This is a genomic window from Rhodococcus sp. 5A-K4 (assembly GCF_046097995.1).
GTDB lineage: Bacteria > Actinomycetota > Actinomycetes > Mycobacteriales > Mycobacteriaceae > Rhodococcus_F > Rhodococcus_F erythropolis.
The window spans coordinates 227,015-247,843 of sequence record NZ_JBJURM010000005.1 but is presented as its reverse complement, the minus strand read 5'-3'; the positions used below and the strand labels follow the sequence as shown (position 1 = coordinate 247,843).

Here is a 20,829-nt window from a genome sequence, read left to right as displayed (position 1 = left end):
GCCGTTCAGTCGGAGTTGATGGCGTTCGGCTTGGACAGGTAGACGACTCCGGGGATGTGGCTGGGGTCCGGCGGCAATTGGGAGTAGCCCGCTCGGGTGTACACGCGAATGTTCCGCACGCTCTTGCTTCCGGTGAACAGCTCGAAACTTGTGGTGTGCTCCGGAGCGTTCTGTTCCACGTGCTGCAAGAGGCGTCGGCCGAGGCCGTTGCCCGCCAAGTCCGGTGCCACCATGAGGCGCCCTATCTGCCATGCGGTTCCGTCGGCTGTGCCGCGGACGGCCCCGACGAGTCGGCCGCCGCGTCGTGCGGTCCAGACAGTCGACTCCTGAACCCAGGCTCGGACCGTGGGTAGGTCCTCGTGGAGCGGGGGTATGTCCATGCTGTTGTTGGAGATTGCTTCCGAGACCCAGCAACAGCGTTGTAGAACAAGGGTTTCCGCGGCGTCCTCGTCCGTTGCGCGCTCTATGACTATCTCGTTCATGGTTTCCCTTACAAATAGGTTCTTCGCACCCGCAGGGCAATTGTTCACCCGCAGGCTGAATTTGGCGCGCGGCTGAACAATTGGCGCGCGGCTGTGAATGCAGAGAGTTTCAATTCAGGCATTACAAACAAAACGCCCGCAACCAATTGGTCGCGGGCGTTTCGAAAAAGAACGTCAGACAGTTGCCGGAGTGTTCTCGTCCAACTTCGGATCTTCGTTCGCGATTCGCTTGTTGCGAATGAGGCTGCTGATGAAAGCAGCGCCGATCAAGAAGACACCGACCAGGCCGGTGATGATCTCGTTGATGTGAATGCCGATGGACACCATCAAGATGACGGCCAGAGCGCCGATGGCCCAGTGCGCACCGTGTTCGAGGTAGACGTAATCGGAGAGCGTGCCCTTGCGGACCAGGAAGACCGTGATGGAACGGACGAACATCGCGCCGACGAAGCCGAGGCCGAGGGCGATGATGATCGGGTCTGCAGTGATGGCGAATGCGCCGATGACGCCGTCGAAGGAGAAGGACGCGTCGAGGACTTCGAGGTAGAGGAACAGGAAGAAGCCGGCCTTGCCGGTTGCCTTCGCGAATTCGGTGGGACCACCGGACTTGGTGGTCTCCTCTTCTTCGCCTTCTTCCGGCAAGTTGAACAGTTCACCCAATCCGTTGACCGCGATGTAGGTGATCATGCCCAGAACGCCCGAGATCATGACGGTGGAGACCTTGTCGTCAGCGGCGAGGAAAGAACCACTGAGAACCAGGACGATGCCGGCTACGACGACGGAGAGCTGATCGAGCTTGCCGATGCGAGCGAGGGGCTTCTCCAGCCAGGACAGCCAGGTAATCTCACGCTCTTCGAAGATGAAGCCGAGGAAGAGCATCAGCAAGAACATGCCACCGAAGGCAGCGATCTGCGGGTGAGCGTCGGTGAGGATGGTTTCGTAGCTCGGCTCGCCGTTGGCGAAGTAAGCGGCGTCGTCTGCAGGCGGGTTGAGCGCGAGGTCGAGCGCAGCTACAGGTCCGAGCCCGGAAGCAGCCCAGACGATCACGAGCGGGAACACCAGACGCATACCGAAGACGGCGATGACAATGCCGATGGTAAGGAAGATCTTCTGCCAGAAGTCACTCATTCTTCGCAGAACGGTGGCATTGATGACGGCGTTGTCGAAGGAAAGCGAGATTTCCAGAATCGACAGGATGATGACGAGGAACAGTGCCTCGGGTCCGCCGTAGATGAACGCGACGATCATCGCGATGATGGAGATCGCGATGGATAAACCGAATATTCGCAGTACCACGGAGCGTGGCCCTTTCTAGTTGGTCAATGCAGAGTGGTTACTGCAAGCGGTCTCTCACCGCATCCGAACGTGAAAACGGGGAGGGTTCCACAGACTACTGCGGAACCTTCCCCGAGTCAGCTCGTCGAGAGCGAAGATCAGACGTTGACGCCGTAATCGCGCGCGATGCCGGACAGGCCGGATGCGTAACCCTGGCCGATTGCGCGGAACTTCCACTCTGCACCGTTGCGGTACAGCTCACCGAAGACCATGGCGGTTTCGGTGGAAGCGTCCTCGGAGAGGTCGTAGCGAGCGAGCTCGTTGCCGTTCGCCTTGTCGACGACGCGGATGTACGCGTTGCGGACCTGGCCGAAGGACTGCGAGCGAGCCTCTGCGTCGTAGATCGAGACGGGGAAGACAACGCTTTCGATCTCGGCGGGAACCGCAGCGAGGTTCACGTCGATCTGCTCGTCGTCGCCTTCGCCTTCGCCGTCCGTGTTGTCACCCTTGTGCTCGATCGAGCCGTCGGGCGAGCGGAGGTTGTTGAAGAAGATGAAGTGCTGGTCGGAGAGGACCTTCTTGTTCGAGCCTGCGCCGATTGCGCTGGCGTCGAGGTCGAAAGCAGCTCCGGTGGTGGAACGCGCGTCCCAGCCCAGGCCGACGACCACTGCAGTCAGGTTCGGGGCCTCCTTCGTGAGAGAGACATTGCCGCCTTTGGTCAAGCTGACGCCCATTCAGGGGTCCTTTCAAGAGGAGAGACAAGGCCCACTACGACGCGAAGTCGTCTTGGGAGTGTGTTTACCTCCACCACCCTAACCGCAGTTCCGGTGTGTTCGCCGTAACAGCAGAATTACGAACCGAGAAGCGAAGTGCTGGACCCGTAGGATTCAATCGTGGTGGGAAGATGGTCGGAGCGCTTCAATCGGGGGGCAAGAGTGGGGGAGTCGGTCAGTCGTGCGCGGGAGGCGCAGACGGCCATGGTTTCGGCGTTCCTCGACATGGACAAGCGGCAGACCATCGCGTCGGCAGCAGTCGACGCTTCCGCCGAGCTGTACCCCGAGCGCGGGCTGCGCGCCGCGTGGGAACCCGTTCGAGATCGGTGCTTCCAGGCTGCGTCGGACTACCTCGACACCTCCGAGCGCTATGGCAACGATCAGGTACTTCACCAGAACCCGAACGGTGCTCGGGTGGCGTTCGAGAAGTCGGTAGCTGCACTTGTCGAGGCAGCGCAGGGCGTCGACGCCTTCTACAACGGACATCGAGCGCATCTCGAGCAGGCGACGGTCACGATGTCCGCCATTCCCGTTCTCGGCCAACAGGCCCGAACCCTGGCACATGCCGTCCGGGAGAAACTTGCTGCCACTGATCAGCGCTATCGCGAGTACCCGTCGGTGGTGACGGCCTCCGAACACCTCGACGACGCGGTTGCAGCGCTCGACAATGCGCGATCCTCCGGTCGCGCCGACGCAGTCCGCACGCGGGCCGAGAGTGTCCGCGAAGCGGTATCGGCGCTCGAGGAAGCATTGGCAGACGCCCCGTCGACCCAGCACCGTGCCGAGATGACGATCTCCTCGGTCTCGACCAGGTTGTCGGCAGTGCGCACACGAGTGGACCGGCTGGATCCGGCGTACTCCGCATTGCTGCGCGAGTTCAACGCCGCGAGTTCAGCTGACCTCGTCGACAACAGCAGTCGCAGCCGAGCGCATATCGATCAGGCCGACATCGATCTCAAGGAAGCGAAGCAGTCGTTGGCTGCGGGAAACCCCGAACACGCACTGGCTTTGATGGCCGAAGCACGTGTTCACCTCGCCGACGCCGAAGCGTGCGCCGATGCCGTGACGGACCGTCTCGCTACTCTGCGTGCAGTTCGGGCAGATCCGAGCGAAAAGGAACGTGAGGTTCGTTTCCGGCTGAAAGACGCCCAGATGTTCGCTGTTAACCAAGGGTTGGTGGCGGAGTGGGGCTCCGTACTCGATGCTCAACTAGCAAGGATCGAGCGAGCGAGTGCGTCACTGTCGGGAACTCATCCGGACTACTGGTCGTATGTATTACAGCTGGACTCGGTATCGACGTTCATCACCGAAGTTGTCGAGAAGATGCGGGCGCGAGCCGGCAAAAACTGAATGGTCGGGCCGATCGGGGGATCGGAGTTGCTCGACGCGTTGTCACAGGGGGTCGTTTCATGGACTTGATTGCGGTTACAGAGAGAAGAGAAATGCAGCACTTTCAACATCTCGAGGACGACGTGCGGGAGCAACTGTTCCTGCATGCGCCTCGATCGTTCGCGGATTCCGACGAGAGGGATCTGCTCGCGATTGCTCTGGGTGCAACTCTCTACGTTCCTGCCACCCGAGCCGGGCTGGCCGACATCGTGGTCAAGCGTGCGTCCGAGGGCGTCAGCTCGATGGTGCTCGATCTCGAGGACGCCGTCGCGGATCACGAGGTGGAGTCAGCGCGAGCGAACGCGGTTGACGCTCTCGACAAGATCGCGTCCACCGACGCCGTCGGCATGCTGCTGTTCGTGCGGGTTCGTGAAGTCGCGGACATCCACAAGGTCGCCGCGTCGTTGACCGAGGGGCGCGCCGCGCTCACCGGGTTCGTCATCCCGAAGTTCGGCAGCGAGTCCGGCCCCGTGTTTCTCGACGCCGTCGCGGACGCATCCGAGCTGCTGGGTAAGCATCTCTACGCGATGCCGGTACTCGAATCACCCGCGCTGGTTCACCGCGATACACGTGATCTCGAATTGCGCACCATCAGTGGGATTCTCGCGCAACACCGCGAGCGCATCCTTGCCGTCCGTATCGGCGCCACCGACATGTGCAGCACCTTCGGTATCCGCCGCGACCGCGATCTGACCATCTACGACGTGCGCGTGGTGGTCGATGTCATCGCCGACATCGTCAACTACCTCGGGCGTGCCGACGGTTCAGGTTTTGTCATCACCGGGCCGGTGTGGGAGTACTTCGCCGATCACGAACGCATGTTCCGGCCGATGCTGCGCGCCACCCCGTTCGAGGAACACGACGCCGTCCGGTTCCGTCAGCATCTCGTCAGCCGCGACCTCGACGGTCTGCTCCGTGAGATCGCGCTGGACCGAGCCAACGGAATCCAGGGCAAGACGGTCATCCATCCGTCGCACGTCGCAGCGGTCAATGCATTGTCCGCTGTCACGCACGAGGAATATCACGATGCCCTCGACATTCTCGGTGCCGACGCCGGGGGAGTTCAGGCCTCCGGCTACCGGAACAAGATGAACGAGATGAAGCCGCATCGCAATTGGGCCCATCAGACTGCGCTCCGCGCTCACGTGTTCGGTGTGACCAACAAGGGCATCACGTTCGTCGAGTTGCTGACGGCGTTGGTCGATCGATGACAGAGGTTGTCCAGTCCCGGGACGTTCCCTGGGCTACAGCAGAATTCGGCTTGGACCTCGTTCACGGTGATTCGTCGCTCGGGCATTCGGTGCCCGATCTGGTGATCCCGGGACTTCGGCGGAATCCGCGTCGCGCTCACCTGCTGGTGTCCACTGTGCTGGGAAAGCACGTGCCCACCGAGCCGTCCGTGGTCATCGGTGCTGCCGACGACCTCGGCGATCTGGTGCGGACAACCCTCGGTGAGGGTGTCGACGTCGTCGTTCTCGGGTTTGCCGAAACCGCAACAGGTTTGGGTCATTGCGTTGCGGCCCGTCTGCGCGCTCACTGCTACCTGCACTCGACTCGTCGCGACGTACCCGGGGCTACGACGCTCGCCGGGTTCGAGGAGGGACACTCGCACGCCACGAGCCATCTGATGCAGCCGACGTCAGCCGAGCTGTTCGAGAACGACCTGCCACTGGTCCTCGTCGACGACGAGATCTCCACCGGCGCCACCGCGATCGATGCCATCCGGGCACTGCACGGGCAATGCCCGCGCAGCCGCTATGTCGTGGCCTCGCTGGTGGACATGAGAACCGAGGAACACCGAGCCGCCAGCGAAGCCGCTGCCACGGAACTGGGTGTACGAATCGACTACGTCTCTCTCGCTTCGGGTTCGACGGTCCTGCCCGACGGCCTGACCGAGCGCGTCACGGCGCTGGATGCTCCAGACCTCAACCCGATCGGTGATCGCCGCGGCACGCTGTCTCGGATGGATCTGCCGTGGCCCGCGCAAGTCCCCGACGGAGGCCGGCACGGTTTTCTCGATGGCGACACCGCGGCATTCGAGTCAGCCGTCGAGGCAGCGGTGTCCATTCTCGGATCGTCGATCGACGCGTCGCGTGCTGTGATCGTGATCGGTCACGAGGAGTTGATGTACCTGCCACTGCGCATCGCCGCGGGCTTGGAAAGCTCTGGGCGAGCGGTTCGGTACCAGACCACGACGCGTTCACCCGCCTACGTCGTCGACGTGCCGGGATACCCGCTGCGTCGCGGGTTCACCTTTCCGGCACCGGAACTGGGCGAGAACGAACCCCGATACGTCTACAACGCGCAGTGGCCTGACGCGGCGGTCGACGCCCTTGCCTTGCTCGTCGTGGACGAGCCCGCCGATACCGATCGGTTGACGGCGATGGACGGGGTGATCGAGGTGTTACGGAACTCCGGCACCGACGTCCTGGTCGCCACCGTTCGCGGGGCCGATCCGTCGGCGCTGCGAGAATCCAGAGCAGGAGGCTCGTCATGAACGAACCATTGGTCGGGCCCGAATTCGGTTCGTACGCGCCGGGCGAAGTGAAGTGGCTGCTCAAGGATCTTTCGCACGTGGATCTCGAAGCGGATGTATCCGTGCGCGAGAAGCGTATTCAATCGGGTGAGGCGCACTATGCCGAGTCTCTTCCCATCGAGTACCAACCCGATCAGGCATACCGGGATCTGTTCGAGACAGTGCTCGCCGAGAGTGCTCCACGGTTGGCGCGCGCTGTCGGAACCGTGATGGACCTGGTGCTGGCCGAGCGGGGGAGTGACATCACGCTGGTCTCACTCGCCCGGGCCGGAACACCGATCGGGATTCTGATGCGGCGCTGGGCCCAGCAGACCCGCGGGCTGACGTTGCCGCACTACGCGGTGTCCATCGTCCGCGGCAAGGGCATCGATTCCGTCGCACTCGATTATCTTGCGCACCATCACGACTCGGAGAACGTCGTCTTCGTCGACGGCTGGACAGGTAAGGGCGCTATCGCCCGCGAACTCGACGCAGCGTTGACGGAGTACCACGAGGCGGGTGGAGCCAAGTTCGACTCCGATCTGGCTGTTCTCGCCGACCCCGGGCACTGCGTGCGAACGTACGGAACCCGCGACGACTTCCTGATCGCGTCGGCGTGCCTCAATTCGACGGTGTCCGGCTTGGTCTCACGAACAGTCCTCAACGACACCCTTATCGGGCCCGGCGATTTCCACGGCGCCAAGTTCTACGCCGACCTCGCCGACGTCGACGTCTCCAACAGGTTGCTCGACGTGGTCTCGGCCGAGTTCGACTCCGTTCGCGGCGACGCAGCGGATTCTCTTGCTGCAGTGCTCGATTCCGATCGGACGCCGACCTGGGCCGGCTGGGAGTCGGTGGAGAAGGTGCAAGCCGAGTACAGGATCTCGACGGTCAACTTCGTCAAACCAGGTGTCGGAGAAACAACCAGGGTGTTGCTGCGCCGGCTCCCCTGGAAGGTTCTGGTGCGTGAACTCGACGCCCCGGAGCATGCACACATCCGGTTGTTGGCGCAGGCCCGCGGGGTTCCGGTCGAGGTGGTACCCGACCTCGCCTACTCGTGTGTCGGGCTGATCAAGGACATCACGTGAGCCGTGCGGACACCGCTGCGTCCCAGGTCCTGATCGCTACGGATCTGGACCGCACGATGATCTATTCGCAGGCCGCGATCGGCGGCGATCCCAGTGGCTCCGACCTGGATTCGGCGCCGAGCCCGTTGTGCGTCGAGTACTACAACGGCGGTCCGCTCTCGCACATGAGCGTCGAATCGATCGAACTGCTGACCGCGTTGAGCTCGCGGGTTCCGGTGATTCCGACAACCACCCGGACCATCGCACAGTTCCAGCGGATCGATCTTCCCGGCGGACCGTGGAAGTACGCCATTACGAGCAACGGCGGAAACATCCTGGTGGACGGCGAAGCCGATCGCGAGTGGCGAAACGAGATCGACCGTTGGACCAGCAAGTCCGGCGCCGAGTTGCCGCAGGTTCAGGCCGAACTGGAATCGCGGATCGACTCGAGCTGGGTCAGTTCCATTCGTGTTGCCGACGACCTGTTTCCGTACCTGGTCGTCGATCTGGCCGTGATGCCGAGTGAATTCGAAACCGAATGGAATCACTGGTGCGTGACGCGGGGCTGGAACGTTTCGCGTCAAGGCCGGAAGATCTACACGATGCCCGACGCGGTCTCGAAGTCACGAGCGCTGGCAGAGGTGCGCCGCAGACTGGTCGAGTCGGGGGATCTGGATCAATCCGCAGTCGTGATCTCGGCAGGTGACGGCGCATTGGATGCGGACATGCTCGAATACTCCGATTTCGCGATCCGGCCGAGGCACGGTGAGCTGGAAGAACTGAATTGGCAACGGCCGACCGTTACTGTGACAGAAAGGTCCGGTATCGCAGCGAGCGCGGAGATATTGCGGTGGTTCTCTTCCGCGCTCGGGTAATACACGCTCTCTATGAAGGGGATTTAGTTGTCTGTATCGCTTGCCAAAGGGCAGAACGGCCCGCTGGACGTCTCGGATGTAGTTGTGTCGGTTCAGCTGGCTGCAGCCGCTGACCTGTCTGCACTCCTCGTGACGAGCAACGGAAAAGTTCGTTCCGACGCCGACTTCGTCTTCTTCAACCAGCCGACCGGACCCGGCGTGCAATTGGTGCCCAACCCGGGTGGCATTGCCTCACTCCGAGTCTCGCTCGCCGGCGTCCCTGCCGATATCGAGCAGGTTCGCGCCGTCATCACGCTCGACGACGCTTCGTCGAACTTCGGGCGCAGCGCTGCACCCACCGCTCGGGTCTCCGACGCGGCCGGGAACGTGTTGTACGAGTACGTGATCGACGGTCTCACCACCGAGTCCATCGTCATCGCGCTCGAGGTGTACCGACGCCAGGGTGCGTGGAAGGTGCGCGCCGTCGGCCAGGGGTACGCGGGTGGATTTGCCGCGCTGGTCACCGATCACGGTGTGTCCGTCGACGATGCGCCCGCGCCGCCGCCGCCCACTCCGGTCGCGGCTCCGGCTCCGATCACCCCGCCCTCGTCCGTCGCTCCTACTCCGCCGGCGTACAACCAGCCGCCGCAGCAGCAGCCTTCGTACAACGCGCCGCCGGTTCCGCCGGCCCCGCCCGCATACAACCAGCCGCCCGCCTACAACCAGGGACCGACGCCGCCGGCCTACCCGCCGGCGCAGCAGCCTGCGTACAACCAGCAGCCGACGTACAACCAGGCACCCCCGGCGCCTCCCGTGCAGAACCAGCCGCCGGCGCAGCAGCCCGAGGTGAGCCTGGTCAAGGGACGCCCCGTCAGCCTGACCAAGGGCCAGAAGGTCACGCTCCGAAAGGAGGGCGGCGTCGCGCTCACCATGATCCAGATGGGTCTGGGTTGGGATCCGATCAAGAAGAGCGGCCTGTTCGGAAGCCGTACCGCCGACGTCGACCTCGACGCTTCGGCGCTCCTGTACGCGGACGGCAACCTCGTCGACGTCTGCTACTACGGTCAGCTGACGTCCAAGGACGGCTCGGTCCGTCACATGGGTGACAACCTCACCGGCGACGGAGACGGCGACGACGAGGTCATGCTCGTCGATCTGCAGCGGGTCCCGGCTCACGTGACCACCGTGATCTTCACGGTGACCTCGTACCGCGGACACACGTTCGAGCAGGTCTCCAACGCTTTCTGCCGTCTCGTGGACAGCACCACCAACTCCGAGCTCGCTCGATACACGCTCCAGGGCGGCATGGCTTTCACCGGAATGGTGATGGCAAAGGTGTACCGCGCGAATGGCGAATGGAAGCTGCAGGCCATCGGTGAAGGTATCCAGGCCAAGCACGCAGGAGAAGCTGCGCCGCAGCTGGGCCGTTTCCTCACTGCTTGAGTCGAGACTGCATAGTCGAGATGAATCCGGTTCGGCGGTAGGTGGTTTCGATCGCCGTCCGCCGAACCGGACATCGTTGTCCCCTCCGTGCGTTAACCTCATGCGGCATGTCGAGCCGTCAGTCGAGCGGCCGTGCGCGAGAGGACTTGGCACAGTAGATGATCACTCGAGGGAAACTTCTCGGTCGGGCGGCGGCCGTCGCAGGCGTTGTGCTGGCGCTCGTGAGCACCGGAATCGCGCAGGCTTCGGTGCCCCAGTCGGCACCGCCGGCAGGTTTTTCCGAGACCGGGATCAAGTACGTCGCCCTCGGTGACTCCCGCGCCTCCGGTCCAAGGCTGGAACCGATGTACCCCGACGCCTGCTCGCGTTCGTACGAGAACTTCGCGGGCAAGATCTCGCGGGCGCTCGACGTGACCGAGTTCGCCGACGTCTCTTGCAGCGCGGCACGCGCCGAGAACATCATCGACACCCCACAGCTGATTCCGAACTACTGGCCCGTCCAGCTCGATGCTGTTCACCCGGACACCGACCTGATTACCATTTCGATCGGCGGCAACGACTCCAACAGCATCTTCCTCGGCCCCCTGTGCGTCGCTCCGGGACCGGGAACCGATCGTGGATGTCGGTACGACCCGCTCGCGAATTCCGTCGCCCAGTCCGGAATCGACCGGGCTGCCGGAGAATTGGATCGCATCCTGACCGCGGTCACGCAGCGCGCGCCTAACGCTCGCATCTACCTGATCGGAGAGGGCGGCATGATCTCCTCTCGCGGATGCTGGCCGAACATCCCGTTCTCAGACGCCGACGCATCCTGGTTCATGGACTACTTCGCTCGCTACAACACGAAGTTCGACGAGGTCGCCCACGCCCACGGTGTGCGCACTGTCGACATTGCGGCGGCGAGCATCGCCGGCGGGCACGACGCGTGCGCGAGTGCAGATCAGCGTTGGTTCGAAGGCCTGTTCTCGGAGTCGACGGCGCAGCGCTTGCACTTCACGGACGCCGGGATGACCGCAGTGGCCGATCTAGTGGTGGCGGACCTGCAAGGCTGACCGAGAGAGCCCGGTCATGGCATAGTTCGCTGCTGTGGGTATGACTTTTGTTCCCGGACAGAACGCGCCGCTGCAGGCGCCCGTGGTGACGTTTCGAGCCGAGAGCCAGACGCCGTTCGACGTGTCGGCGCTGGTAGCGGACGCGAACCTGCGGGCATTGACGTCCGCGGACTTCGTGTTCTACAACCAACCATCCACCGCTGGAGTGCAACTCGACCAGAGCGGCATCCGGGTGGAACTCGATCGACTTCACCCCGATGCCGCAGCAGTGTTGTGCATCGTCAGCGTGGATCCGGCAGCGACGGCCGCGGGAGCCTTTCGCACGGCCGGGCTCTCCGCCACCCTGAGCGATCAATCCGGTTCGGTCCTGGCCGAATTCGCGATCCCCACCGCAGGCACCGAGACAGCGGTCATCTGCTGGGAGCTGTACCGAAAGTCCGGTGCCTGGAAGATTCGGGCCGTAGGGCAGGGCTATGCGGGTGGTCTGGCGGAACTGATCTCGGTGCACGGCGTCGAGGTGGACGACGAGCCGGCACAACCAGCCCCGACGGCTGCGCCCGCGTGGGACTCCGCGGTGGAGCCGTTGGAGGTGGGCCGCGGCCTCGAGCGTGCGTGGATGATCTTCGAGGACGCCTCGCGATCTGCCGCTTCCTTCGTCTCCAGCAGTGAGTACGCGCTTGCCCGTTTGGACGAGGATCTGACCGCAGCCGTCGCAGATCCGTCGTTGCGGAACTCGGCAGCGGGAGTGGCGGCGCGCGATGCCGCACAGAAGCGTCACGACGACCTCGTCTCACTCGCGCGGGACAATCACGCCCGCGACAGCGCTCAGCTTGCGCACGAACTCGGCGTGATCGACGGCGTGCTCCCACGGTCGATGGCGTCGTGGAAGTCGGTGTCGTGGGCGGGTACAACCGATCCGGCCCAGATCACAGCCGTCAGCGACGGAATGCGTCTGGGCGAGCTTTCGGCTCCGGACCGCGGCACGCTCACCGTTCCCTACTGCGTCCCGCTCCCACTGCGTCGGCCCATCTGGGTGGACAGTACGTCGAGCAAAGCAGCGCTCGGTCTGATCAGTGCCGTCACCGTGCGCGTCATGGCCGCCGGTCCGATGCCGCTACTCGACGTCGTCGATCTGACCGGCTCGCTGACGCCACTGACCGACAGACTGGCACCGATGCTCGCGGGGCCGGTCATCACCGCTCACACCGAGATCTCGGCGCGCTTGCGGGCACTGGCCGAGGCCGTCGACATGGGCGAGCTCGCGCGAATGAGTGGTGTCGCAGATGGCCCGAGTTCCCTGCGCCTGTTGATCCTCAGCGATTTCCCGCACGGATACTCCGCCGAAGACGCACAGACCATCATGTTCCTCGCCGAACGCGGGCCGGCAATCGGTTTGTCCATACTGATTGTCGGAGAGGACGAGTCGAACTTCGCGGAAGAATCCGTCGCCGCGCTGTCCGAGGGGTGCCAACATCTTTCGGCAGCAGGGCAGACGGAGGTTCACGATCCGTGGACCCGCACGCAATGGCACTTCACCCCGGACGTGCTCGACCCGATCTCCGAGTCGCGAATTCTGGCAGTGTTCGACCGCACCTAGTGGCCGATGGCGGATTGCCGAGCGCACAGGCAGAGTGGTGGTACGACCACGCGCGGTGTGTGGCGGCAATACTCGAGGAGACTCATGGCATTCTGGGATCAGTTGAAGGCTAAGGCTCAGGAGATGAACGGCCAGCTCAAGACAAAGACCAGCCAGTTCCAGAACAAGGAATTCAAGAACGCGAGCATGGCAATGTGCGCGTTGATCGCCGCCGCAGACGGTTCGATCGATCCGTCGGAGCGTCAGAAGACCGCCGCGCTGATCATGAGCAACGAGTCGCTCGCGGTCTTCCCGCCGGACGAGCTTCGTGAGCAGTTCGACTGGTACTGCAGCAAGCTGTCCTCGGACTACGAGTTCGGCAAGGTCGAGGCAACCGCGACCATCGCGAAGCTCAAGTCGAAGCAGGATCAGGCCCGGGCGGTCATCCAGATCGGCATCATCATCGGCGGCGCAGACGGAAACTTCGACGAGCACGAGCGCGGCGTCGTACGCGACATGTGTTTTGCAGTCGGAATCTCTCCGGCCGAGTTCGATCTCTGATCGATTCAGAGCATGAAAGCGGGTGCGGCGCGAAAGCGCCGCACCCGCTTTTCTTTTCAGTACTCGGGATAACCGTCCTCGGGTCCCAGCATGCGCTCGATCCTCGTCCGCGTGATCTTGGCGAGCTCGTCGACGCAGACCTTGCGCTCGACGGACCGCTCGTTGGACATGCGCTGGCCGATGTTCTCGAGCAGGTCGTCGGCGTCGTGGCCGTGCGAACACCACAGATACCGGAAGCCGAAGTTCCGCTCGTACTCCTCGCCGGCGCGATAGATGGTTGCCATGACGGCGTCGTCCGGAACCCAGATCGAGCATTGCTCGAGGTGGGACGGCACGCTGTTCCTACGGACGCCGACCGGTGGATGGCATTGCAATGCTCGCTCGACGTCGACGTCCGAGAGGTTGAGAATCGCGTCCTCGGCGCGCGAGAGGATCTCCGCGTGATCGGCGAACGGACGTCCGTCGCTGACCCACCCGGCCCACGTCAGAGAGCAGCAGCACTCGAACAATGCGTGAACCGCCTTCTGTCGCGGTAGTTCGTTGAAGCGCTCCAACCCGATCGATTGATGTAGCAGCATGTGACCTCCCGGCCCGTTGTGCCTTCAGGCGCGCTCGACATGCCGCGCGGTAACCAGATGCGCGACCATTTCGATAATCCGCCGCTTCACCTGGGAAAGGAAGGTTTGCTCACCGAGTTTTCAGGTTCTTAACGCGGCGTAACGAGCTGACCCACACAACGCAGGAGCCCCACCGGCGAGGCTCCAGACCGGGACCCCTTGGAGGGAAAAGACCCGATCGTGACTGACTTTCTTCTCTGGCCGGCCCGTATCCAGCTAGGCGCTTTGCTCGCTCGGGCTCGCCATCACCAGCAAGCTCAAAACGAACACCAAGGTCGTTAATAGGGCGCTCGCTGCGAAAAAGTGCGCAGAGACCAGTTCCGCGGTCGACGTTGAGTAGTTGTACGGATTCGCGGGTGTCGCTGCGCGTGCAGGCTCAGGATGTGACCATCTGGCGGAAGATCGGCGTGTTGTTCCTTGCATTGGTCTGGACGCTCGTGGCGGCGGCCTTGGTGTTGTTCGGTCTGTGGGATTCAATCGACACGAGCTGTGACGGGCCTGCGGAACGCGACATGGCCGGTGGCGGATGGCTGGTGATCGCGACGTTGTCCGTATGGTCTGGGGCATTCGTCGTGTGCGCGCTTCGTCTCCGCACCGTGACTGCGGCCGTGCTCGCGACACTGTCGGTCGTATCGTCGACACTGGTCGTGGTCAACATGCTCGCCACTGCCTCGGGCCTTTGTTGGTGAATGTCTATTCGCCTTCCTGGTCGTTCACGCGTTCGGATTTTTCGATGATCGCGTGCATCGAAAAAATGCTTATACCCAACGTGATCACCCCCTCGAACTTCCCGAAAAGAACCGCGTTAAGAAGTTCAGAAGTGTTGCAGGAAAACAATTTTGGGCCCGGGTTGCATAGGTGATCAAGTGCCCCACAGATTCGTTACCCCAGTTCCGCCCGTTCTGGACAGGCTTTCGGGTTCCGCTCATTAGCCACCGTGGTCTTGGACATACTGAGGTCATGACGAGCCGAGGAGTGGTACGTAGTTGGGACGTGGGGGGTATGCAGGGCGTGATCGACTCCGCAGACACTCCGGGCGGTAGCTGGACCTCATGGACATCTGTAGTGGTCCACGGGTTCCCGGGTTTGGTCGAAGGTCAGGAAGTCGAGTTCGAATGGAATCAACTCGACGAGGCGGCAGACGGTTACGACTTTCACACCGTGCAGGCGTGGCCAGTCGGCGAGGACCACACGCCGCCGGGACCGCCCGGTTTCAGGGCTTGGGATATCGATCCTGACGGCACCGTTCACGAGGTCACCGATCTAGACATCACCGACCTCGACGATACGATCGCGCCCCCGATCGGCACCCCAGCGATCGGTGTCGTCACCACGTGGAATGGTGAGGAAGGCTGGGGAGTCATCGACTCCGCGGACACTCCGGGCGGTTGTTGGACCTTCTACAGCGCCCTACACCCCGACGAAGTCATCAACGCTCGGCCGGGCGACAGTTTCAGCATCGGCGGAGGGATCAGCGCTCTCGTCGTCGGAGAGCAGGTCGACTTCGAATGGGAGCCGGTCATCGACCAGGACGGATACAAATTTCGTGCGATCAAGGTCAGGCCGCGGCGGGATATCCCCCCGTGGCGCGTCGAACGAATCGGTAGGTAGCTCGACATCGACGGCACGTCGACGACCACCTGCCCTGCCTCGAACGCCGCGAAGCGCTCGCCAACCGCAGCCTCGAGCACCCTCGCATCAAAGTCCCACCTCACTGGCTCAACGTCGACGGACCGATCATGCTCGAGGTAGCCCTTGGGCATGCCTCTTCGTGCGCATTCGAGCCCGAAGACAACCATCAATCGTGCACCGTGCCACATCATTGCCCTCACCACGCATTTCCAGCCACACCTTGTGCGGCGCCGTAGACCGAATAGTTCTCGGTATGCACGGCTGACCTCGGCTGTAAGTTCTTCGTCGTGCACGGTCCGCTGGCCCCTCGACTGCAGGAGCGGCACCCGAAGATGGTCGAACCAGTACGCCGGCGCCGCCGGTTCGCGCAGAATGGAAGTCGGCGCAGACACCGACGAACCACGGGAGCGATGCGATGATCCGACGACGGCTCGGCCAAGCATTGATGGTGATCGCGCTCGCCTCCGCGGCCGTCTCGACCACGCCCGTCCACGCGCAGGAACCGTCGCCAATCACGACGCCGGGCGCAGTGACCGCGGCAACTTCCCTGCCGCACTCCTTCTGGATTCCCGGCGCCGCCAACGCCTCAAAGCTCACGTACTGGTCCACAGGACCGCTGAACCAGCCCGCGTTGAGTACGGGCGCGCTCTTCCTGCCCCCCGGCGATCCACCCGAAGGCGGCTGGCCGGTCATCTCGTGGGCTCACGGCACTGTAGGTATTTCCGACCAGTGCGCTCCCACCGTGACCGGGACCGTCGGCAGTCCATACCTCACGAACTGGCTCTCGCAGGGCTACGCGATCGTCGCGACCGACTACGTGGGGCTCGGCACGCCGGGAATCCACGCGTACCTGGACGGACCGTCGGCGGCGCACAGCGTGATCGACATGGTGCGTGCCGCGCGTGCGGTCGAACCGTCGCTCTCACCGCGGTGGTTGGCACTCGGACAGTCTCAGGGCGGGCAGGCCGCTATGGTCACGGCAGCGATGGCCACACGGTACGCACCCGAATTGGACTACCGGGGCGCGGTCGCGACCGGGGCGCCGTCCAATCTGGAGAACCTTGCACCACTCGTGGGGCCGGACTTTCCCCGCTTGCCACTGACCGGCAGCACCGTGTTCGTCTCGTACCTCTTGGCCGGACTCCGGGCGGCGCGACCCGATCTCGACATCGATCGCTACCTGACACCACGCGGCACGGATGCCCTTGCCCGAGCCGAAACCGACTGCTACCAGGACATGGCATCGGGCCTCGGCGACCTCACGATCGGCGATCTGGTGAACCGGCCCCTCGACGATCCTGCGGTGCTGGCTGCTGCTCGCGGCATGCTGGAGATCCCGACGACCGGGTACGACCGGCCAGTGTTCCTCGGGCAGGGGCTGACGGACGAGATGGTGCCGGCACCGCTGGCTTTGAAACTCGCGGCCGAACTCGCCGCCAACCGCCAGCCAGTCACATTCCGCACATATCCGACCGGTCATATCGAGACGATGCGGGCAGCGCTCCCCGAAAGCCTCTCCTTCGTCCGGAATCTCTTCCAGCCGTAGCTGAATTCACGCGTTTGTCGCATGGCTGGCAGGGGTCCGCTTGCGGCTCGCGATCTCGTCGGAGAGCTGCTGCACGTGGACGGGGTCCGCGTCCCTGGCAAGGGCGACGTAGTGATCCATGACGGCCGGCCGGTAGCGCACGGGCAACGTCTGTCCCGGGGCGAGTCGTGTCAGTTCGGTGATCGTGAGGTCTTCGTCTGCGATACCGCGGAACGAGATGCCGTCGGAGGTCTCCACGTCGAACATCAGGACCGCGCGTGGATTGCTGTTGACCTCCCGCCAGTCGACGAGAACGCCGAGCGCAAGCGCCCCCGTACGTAGTTCCGCATTGCGCTTGCGTGCATCACTGCTCATGAGCGGGTTCGGGGCGACGCCAGGAAAGTCGGGCCCGACGCCGAGCGATTCCCGACTCAGGTCAGGCCGGAGCTTTGACATCACATCGTCGAGCGTCATCTTCGAATCGTGGCGCTTCTTCTTCCAACCGAACATCCTGCCCCTCCCTCACCTCGGTGCCGGAATCTCGGCCTGGCGCTTCGCTCTGACCGCGATTGTATGTCGCGGTCATTCCCGATCTCCGTCACATCGTCCCGTCGCGATGGGGTCGCCGTCTGCGGTCGTGGACGGGCTCGGTCAGGGCACCTGTCTGTCGGACGAGTCATAGACCAGGAACCGTTGTCAGTTGGATCATCTACTGTATTCGCCTGCTCGGCGGTCCGGCCACCTGCGGTGTCCACGCGAAGAGAAATTCGCTGGGCTCCGCGATGACCTTTCCGCAGCGCTGGCAGGCCATGATCGAGCACTACGACACCACGCCCGAACAGACCTACACGTGGGCAATTTGGAGAAAAATTAAGCGTCACAACAAAACCCGGCGCCAGTCGAGTTTCGGCCGACTCCCAAGCCGGGCGCTCCGGAGCGAAAACTAGCCGACCTCGACACCACCAAGTTTCACATCCACTGGCGCCCCGATGCCGATCACCACATGCAAGCAGGGCTGGGCGGAGGGTTTCGTGGTTGTCGACGCCGTCGAAGTCTCCTATGGCATCTCCGATGGAGATACGTCCAACCCTGGGTCAGCATCGCCGGAAAGTCGAGTATGGTCCGGTCATGGGCCGACTCACAGAACTACTCAAGTCCGTAAAATCGCTCGGATCACGCAAAGACACCGCCGCCAAGCAGGAAAAACGCGCACTGGATCGGTGGGAAAACGAAGGCGGTCCTGTCGCAGAGGATCCACGACAACGCTGACCTCGGACGAGTGCCAGAGCGCCTGGACCGATCAACCCAGCCAGAATGGGCCGCAACGACCTGATCGGCTTCTCAAAGCCGCACCCACACTGACTCCGGTCAGTGGGTCGGCGCCGGCAGCGCAGACCTCGACGCACACGGAAATACAACAGACGTTTTCGACGGCTGAGTTCGGTCACACTACGTCGTGGGTAGTGACGAATCCCCACGGTCACCAGTGGCTATGACTACCACCTGAACAACAGCGTCTTCAGGCATCTCGGGGTAGTAGTTGACCCGGAGTTGTCTTGCGAAATTCGTCATGTCGGTGCCGGGTGGCTGGCGGGCTGCTAGCGGCGACAGATGAGCGAGATCGTACGTTTCTACAGCGGTGACCTGTCCTGCAAGGGGGCGGGCGGTCGGGTGATTATCGAAGATGAAAATTGCCGGCCCTTCGTGAATGTCTTCGCGCCAGCGGACGGTGGAAACTTTCGCGCCAGAAACCACTGCCGTGTAATGCTTCTGATCAAAGTGCACGGTTTGAGCAGGCGCGCCGGTCGTCATGTTCGCATTGTCCACTAAGTGTCTCCTCCGGACCATAGATCGAACGAAGAATCGCGTTCAACCACTCCCCGCCCCGGTAAGCCCGTCCTGCTCCCAACTGCTTGTCACTGATATTCGCCGACTTCTGAGGGTGCAGATGTTCACCGGATGCGTTCTCGCAGGATGCTCGAACCTCGTGGCCGAGGTCGGTTGTGCCCGAAGCAATAAACAAAGCTGGCTGTGCGAGCAACGGCGCACCTGTACCCGCGTGAGCGGTCGGTGGGAGTGCGGCGTCAACCGACGTGGACGTGTGGCCGGCGGGACTGGTCGGGTTCGGCGCGGCGGAGGACCTCACGGGTCACCGGAGCGGTTTCGCCCTCACCGATGAAGAGGAATCGGAGCAGGTACATGATCGGGTTTCCCTCGGTCCACTCGAAGTAGACGTCGGGAATCACGCCGGTGATGTCTCTCGTCCGCAGGAGAACCGCCGCAATGGTGTTGGGGACGGCAGGGCTGTCGACCCAGAGGATCCGGTGCTCACCGCGCTGTCGTCCGTGGACGAGAAGATCGGTGCTGAATTCGGAGGAGTCTGTGACGTTGACTTCGATGAAGATGATCGACTCCGCCTCCGGGATGTTGCTTTCGGCGCGCTGCTGCGATTCCTTCTGCCGATACTCGTCCTCGTCGAGACGATCGACGTCGTGCGCCACCATCGCGAGGTAACCCTTCTCGGCTGCCTCGGCGATGAATCGCAGTGCAGTCTCGTCGAATTCGACGGAGGTTGCCCGTAGTTCGAAGGCTCGCGAGATCCGGGAAAGGAAGGACACCACCATGATCGCGGCGATGAAAAACGACGCCACTTTCACACCGTCTGGACGTTCGAAGATGTTCGCGATCGTCGTGTAGACGAACAAAACTGCGACAAAACTGAACCCTACGAACAGTTTTCGCTGACCGTGCTTGCGAGCGGACAGGGCAACGGCGACGGTCGCCGACGAGATGAGCACGAGGACACCGGTTGCGTACGCGGAACTCTGAGCGTCGACACCGGCGTCGAAGTAGATCGTGACGGTGATGGCGATGACGCTGAACACGAGGACCAGCGGACGCACGGCGCGGGCCCACGACGGCGCCATGCCGTAGCGGGGGAGATACCTCGGAACAAGATTGAGCAACCCTGCCATTGCCGACGCACCGGCAAACCAAAGGATCAGGATCGTGCTGAGATCGTAGACGGTTCCGAAGATCTCACCCAGATAGTCGTGCGCGAGGAAGGCAAGCGCGCGACCGTTGGCAGCGCCTCCGGGTTGGAACTCGTTTTCTGGGATCAGGATGGTGGTGACCAGGCTCGACGTCAGCAGGAATCCACTCATGATCAGCGCCGCAGTGGTGAGCAGGCGCCGTGCGCCTTTGATGCGGCCACGTGGATTCTGTTCGGTGTCGTGCGGATCGCCCTTGATCTGCGGCATGACCGCGACGCCGGTTTCGAAGCCGGACAGACCGAGAGCCAACTTCGGGAAGACGATCAGCGCGATCAGGATCATCATCGCCGGGTTTCCGTGCTCGGTGGTCATGGCGCGCGTCCAGTCGGTGACCAACGACGGCGCGGTCGCGATGTGCCACAAACCTACGGAGATGACCACCACGTTCAAGGCGAGGTAGACGGCGACCAATCCGACAGCGATACCGATAGCTTCGGTGAATCCGCGGAGGAATACCGCGGCGAGGAGCGCGAGCAGAACAAGGGTGACGGCGACGGTGTGTCCGGAGAGAAAGGTTGGAGCAAAAGGATTCTCGACGAGGTGCGCCGTGGCATCGGCGGCCGAGAGCGTCATAGTGATGAGGAAATCGGTGGCCGCGAATCCGAGAAGCACGAGAACGAAGATCTTGCCGCGCCACTTGGGTAGCAGCTTCTCGAGCATGGCGATCGACCCCTCGCCATGCGGACTCTCGCGAGCCACTCGCCGGTAGACCGGGAGCGCACCGAACAGCGTCAGCAGAATCAACACGACTGTCGCGATGGGAGCCAACGTGCCGGCCGCCAGTGCCGCGATACCGGGTTGGTAACCGAGAGTGGAGAAGTAATCGACACCCGTCAGGCACATCACCTTCCACCACGGGTGGCGCTTCTCCTTCTTCGGCGCCATCCGGTGTGGCCCCAGATGTCCGGCGGGTTCCTCGGTGATGTCCGCGAGCAGCCAGGCCTCGGTGCGTTGTTTCACAGACGGAGCCCTGTTGTCGGCCGGAACCTCGTTGTCGGCTGCGGTCACCACGGCG

At 63.0% G+C, this 20,829-nt stretch carries 20 protein-coding genes; 13 read left to right on the top strand and 7 right to left on the bottom strand.

The features are described from left to right. Positions 1-5 precede the first annotated feature (5 nt). The 3 genes from ACKAMS_RS09430 to ACKAMS_RS09420 all read right to left on the bottom strand — a co-directional run bounded on the left by ACKAMS_RS09430 (position 6) and on the right by ACKAMS_RS09420 (position 2,491). Entirely contained in the window at positions 6-482 is a 477-nt protein-coding gene (locus ACKAMS_RS09430; protein WP_030534833.1) for a GNAT family N-acetyltransferase, read from the bottom strand. A gap of 174 nt (positions 483-656) precedes the next feature. Beyond that, entirely contained in the window at positions 657-1,778 is a 1,122-nt protein-coding gene (locus tag ACKAMS_RS09425; RefSeq protein WP_408988916.1) for a DUF475 domain-containing protein, read from the bottom strand. Between the two features lie 137 nt (positions 1,779-1,915). Beyond that, positions 1,916-2,491, bottom strand: a complete 576-nt coding sequence (locus ACKAMS_RS09420) for a TerD family protein (RefSeq protein ID WP_020906049.1) — start codon at positions 2,489-2,491, stop codon at positions 1,916-1,918. 243 nt (positions 2,492-2,734) lie between these two features. Here ACKAMS_RS09420 and ACKAMS_RS09415 point away from each other — a divergent pair, with 243 nt between their 5' ends. From ACKAMS_RS09415 to ACKAMS_RS09375, 9 genes are all read left to right on the top strand, one after another. Next, positions 2,735-3,880 carry a hypothetical protein gene (locus ACKAMS_RS09415; protein ID WP_142006732.1) on the top strand — a complete coding sequence of 382 codons (1,146 nt, stop codon included), beginning with the start codon at positions 2,735-2,737 and terminating at the stop codon, positions 3,878-3,880. A gap of 92 nt (positions 3,881-3,972) precedes the next feature. Next, the gene (locus ACKAMS_RS09410) at positions 3,973-5,130 is read left to right on the top strand and encodes an HpcH/HpaI aldolase/citrate lyase family protein (RefSeq protein ID WP_021342746.1); all 1,158 of its coding nucleotides are present in this window, start codon (positions 3,973-3,975) and stop codon (positions 5,128-5,130) included. Beyond that, positions 5,127-6,416 carry a phosphoribosyltransferase family protein gene (locus ACKAMS_RS09405; RefSeq protein ID WP_080908871.1) on the top strand — a complete coding sequence of 430 codons (1,290 nt, stop codon included), beginning with the start codon at positions 5,127-5,129 and terminating at the stop codon, positions 6,414-6,416. Before ACKAMS_RS09410 ends, ACKAMS_RS09405 begins: the two co-directional genes overlap by 4 nt. Continuing rightward, on the top strand, positions 6,413-7,522 hold the full coding sequence (locus tag ACKAMS_RS09400; RefSeq protein ID WP_142006362.1) for a cysteine protease StiP family protein: 1,110 nt from the start codon (positions 6,413-6,415) through the stop codon (positions 7,520-7,522). Before ACKAMS_RS09405 ends, ACKAMS_RS09400 begins: the two co-directional genes overlap by 4 nt. A gap of 56 nt (positions 7,523-7,578) precedes the next feature. Further along, on the top strand, positions 7,579-8,376 hold the full coding sequence (locus tag ACKAMS_RS09395) for an HAD family hydrolase (RefSeq protein ID WP_408988931.1): 798 nt from the start codon (positions 7,579-7,581) through the stop codon (positions 8,374-8,376). 27 nt (positions 8,377-8,403) lie between these two features. Further along, positions 8,404-9,798 carry a TerD family protein gene (locus ACKAMS_RS09390; RefSeq protein ID WP_019746739.1) on the top strand — a complete coding sequence of 465 codons (1,395 nt, stop codon included), beginning with the start codon at positions 8,404-8,406 and terminating at the stop codon, positions 9,796-9,798. Positions 9,799-9,956: 158 nt separating this feature from the next. After that, a complete protein-coding gene (locus ACKAMS_RS09385; RefSeq protein WP_029254393.1) occupies positions 9,957-10,850 on the top strand; it encodes an SGNH/GDSL hydrolase family protein in 894 nt (297 codons plus the stop codon). Between the two features lie 40 nt (positions 10,851-10,890). After that, positions 10,891-12,447, top strand: coding sequence for a TerD family protein (locus tag ACKAMS_RS09380; RefSeq protein WP_021342751.1), 1,557 nt, complete (start codon positions 10,891-10,893; stop codon positions 12,445-12,447). Positions 12,448-12,531: 84 nt separating this feature from the next. Continuing rightward, positions 12,532-12,987, top strand: a complete 456-nt coding sequence (locus ACKAMS_RS09375) for a tellurite resistance TerB family protein (RefSeq protein WP_003941110.1) — start codon at positions 12,532-12,534, stop codon at positions 12,985-12,987. A 56-nt stretch (positions 12,988-13,043) separates the two neighbouring features. On the opposite strand, the gene ACKAMS_RS09370 is transcribed toward ACKAMS_RS09375, so the two are convergent. Continuing rightward, positions 13,044-13,565 carry a 2-oxo-4-hydroxy-4-carboxy-5-ureidoimidazoline decarboxylase gene (locus tag ACKAMS_RS09370; protein WP_003941084.1) on the bottom strand — a complete coding sequence of 174 codons (522 nt, stop codon included), beginning with the start codon at positions 13,563-13,565 and terminating at the stop codon, positions 13,044-13,046. Between the two features lie 422 nt (positions 13,566-13,987). Between ACKAMS_RS09370 and ACKAMS_RS09365 the strand changes: the two genes are divergently transcribed. From ACKAMS_RS09365 to ACKAMS_RS09355, 3 genes are all read left to right on the top strand, one after another. Beyond that, positions 13,988-14,293, top strand: a complete 306-nt coding sequence (locus ACKAMS_RS09365) for a hypothetical protein (RefSeq protein ID WP_127159962.1) — start codon at positions 13,988-13,990, stop codon at positions 14,291-14,293. A gap of 271 nt (positions 14,294-14,564) precedes the next feature. After that, positions 14,565-15,215 carry a hypothetical protein gene (locus ACKAMS_RS09360; protein ID WP_241895995.1) on the top strand — a complete coding sequence of 217 codons (651 nt, stop codon included), beginning with the start codon at positions 14,565-14,567 and terminating at the stop codon, positions 15,213-15,215. 436 nt (positions 15,216-15,651) lie between these two features. Continuing rightward, complete coding sequence (locus ACKAMS_RS09355; protein ID WP_222671659.1) at positions 15,652-16,782, top strand: lipase family protein; 1,131 nt, start codon at positions 15,652-15,654, stop codon at positions 16,780-16,782. Between the two features lie 6 nt (positions 16,783-16,788). Here the strand turns inward: ACKAMS_RS09355 and ACKAMS_RS09350 are convergent, their stop codons facing one another. Beyond that, positions 16,789-17,271 (bottom strand): hypothetical protein, encoded by a 483-nt coding sequence (locus ACKAMS_RS09350; protein ID WP_222671660.1) that lies wholly within the window; start codon positions 17,269-17,271, stop codon positions 16,789-16,791. Between the two features lie 618 nt (positions 17,272-17,889). Here ACKAMS_RS09350 and ACKAMS_RS09345 point away from each other — a divergent pair. Further along, on the top strand, positions 17,890-18,030 hold the full coding sequence (locus ACKAMS_RS09345; RefSeq protein WP_154606704.1) for a hypothetical protein: 141 nt from the start codon (positions 17,890-17,892) through the stop codon (positions 18,028-18,030). Positions 18,031-18,210: 180 nt separating this feature from the next. Here the strand turns inward: ACKAMS_RS09345 and ACKAMS_RS09340 are convergent, their stop codons facing one another. Both ACKAMS_RS09340 and ACKAMS_RS09335 read right to left on the bottom strand, forming a co-directional pair. Further along, a complete protein-coding gene (locus ACKAMS_RS09340; RefSeq protein WP_408988915.1) occupies positions 18,211-18,588 on the bottom strand; it encodes an ASCH domain-containing protein in 378 nt (125 codons plus the stop codon). A gap of 257 nt (positions 18,589-18,845) precedes the next feature. Next, positions 18,846-20,825, bottom strand: coding sequence for an amino acid permease (locus ACKAMS_RS09335; RefSeq protein WP_113682061.1), 1,980 nt, complete (start codon positions 20,823-20,825; stop codon positions 18,846-18,848). Positions 20,826-20,829 lie beyond the last annotated feature (4 nt).

What these genes read in the sequence shown, in the direction of transcription:
- ACKAMS_RS09350 (WP_222671660.1), bottom strand. Translation starts at nt 17,271, where the DNA reads ATGTTCGGTTGGAAGAAGAAGCGCCACGATTCGAAGATGACGCTCGAC.
- ACKAMS_RS09370 (WP_003941084.1), bottom strand. Translation starts at nt 13,565, where the DNA reads ATGCTGCTACATCAATCGATCGGGTTGGAGCGCTTCAACGAACTACCG.
- ACKAMS_RS09360 (WP_241895995.1), top strand. Translation starts at nt 14,565, where the DNA reads ATGACGAGCCGAGGAGTGGTACGTAGTTGGGACGTGGGGGGTATGCAG.
- ACKAMS_RS09415 (WP_142006732.1), top strand. Translation starts at nt 2,735, where the DNA reads ATGGTTTCGGCGTTCCTCGACATGGACAAGCGGCAGACCATCGCGTCG.
- ACKAMS_RS09385 (WP_029254393.1), top strand. Translation starts at nt 9,957, where the DNA reads ATGATCACTCGAGGGAAACTTCTCGGTCGGGCGGCGGCCGTCGCAGGC.
- ACKAMS_RS09355 (WP_222671659.1), top strand. Translation starts at nt 15,652, where the DNA reads ATGATCCGACGACGGCTCGGCCAAGCATTGATGGTGATCGCGCTCGCC.
- ACKAMS_RS09395 (WP_408988931.1), top strand. Translation starts at nt 7,579, where the DNA reads ATGATCTATTCGCAGGCCGCGATCGGCGGCGATCCCAGTGGCTCCGAC.
- ACKAMS_RS09380 (WP_021342751.1), top strand. Translation starts at nt 10,891, where the DNA reads ATGACTTTTGTTCCCGGACAGAACGCGCCGCTGCAGGCGCCCGTGGTG.
- ACKAMS_RS09375 (WP_003941110.1), top strand. Translation starts at nt 12,532, where the DNA reads ATGGCATTCTGGGATCAGTTGAAGGCTAAGGCTCAGGAGATGAACGGC.
- ACKAMS_RS09430 (WP_030534833.1), bottom strand. Translation starts at nt 482, where the DNA reads ATGAACGAGATAGTCATAGAGCGCGCAACGGACGAGGACGCCGCGGAA.
- ACKAMS_RS09405 (WP_080908871.1), top strand. Translation starts at nt 5,127, where the DNA reads ATGACAGAGGTTGTCCAGTCCCGGGACGTTCCCTGGGCTACAGCAGAA.
- ACKAMS_RS09410 (WP_021342746.1), top strand. Translation starts at nt 3,973, where the DNA reads ATGCAGCACTTTCAACATCTCGAGGACGACGTGCGGGAGCAACTGTTC.
- ACKAMS_RS09420 (WP_020906049.1), bottom strand. Translation starts at nt 2,491, where the DNA reads ATGGGCGTCAGCTTGACCAAAGGCGGCAATGTCTCTCTCACGAAGGAG.
- ACKAMS_RS09400 (WP_142006362.1), top strand. Translation starts at nt 6,413, where the DNA reads ATGAACGAACCATTGGTCGGGCCCGAATTCGGTTCGTACGCGCCGGGC.
- ACKAMS_RS09345 (WP_154606704.1), top strand. Translation starts at nt 17,890, where the DNA reads ATGGGCCGACTCACAGAACTACTCAAGTCCGTAAAATCGCTCGGATCA.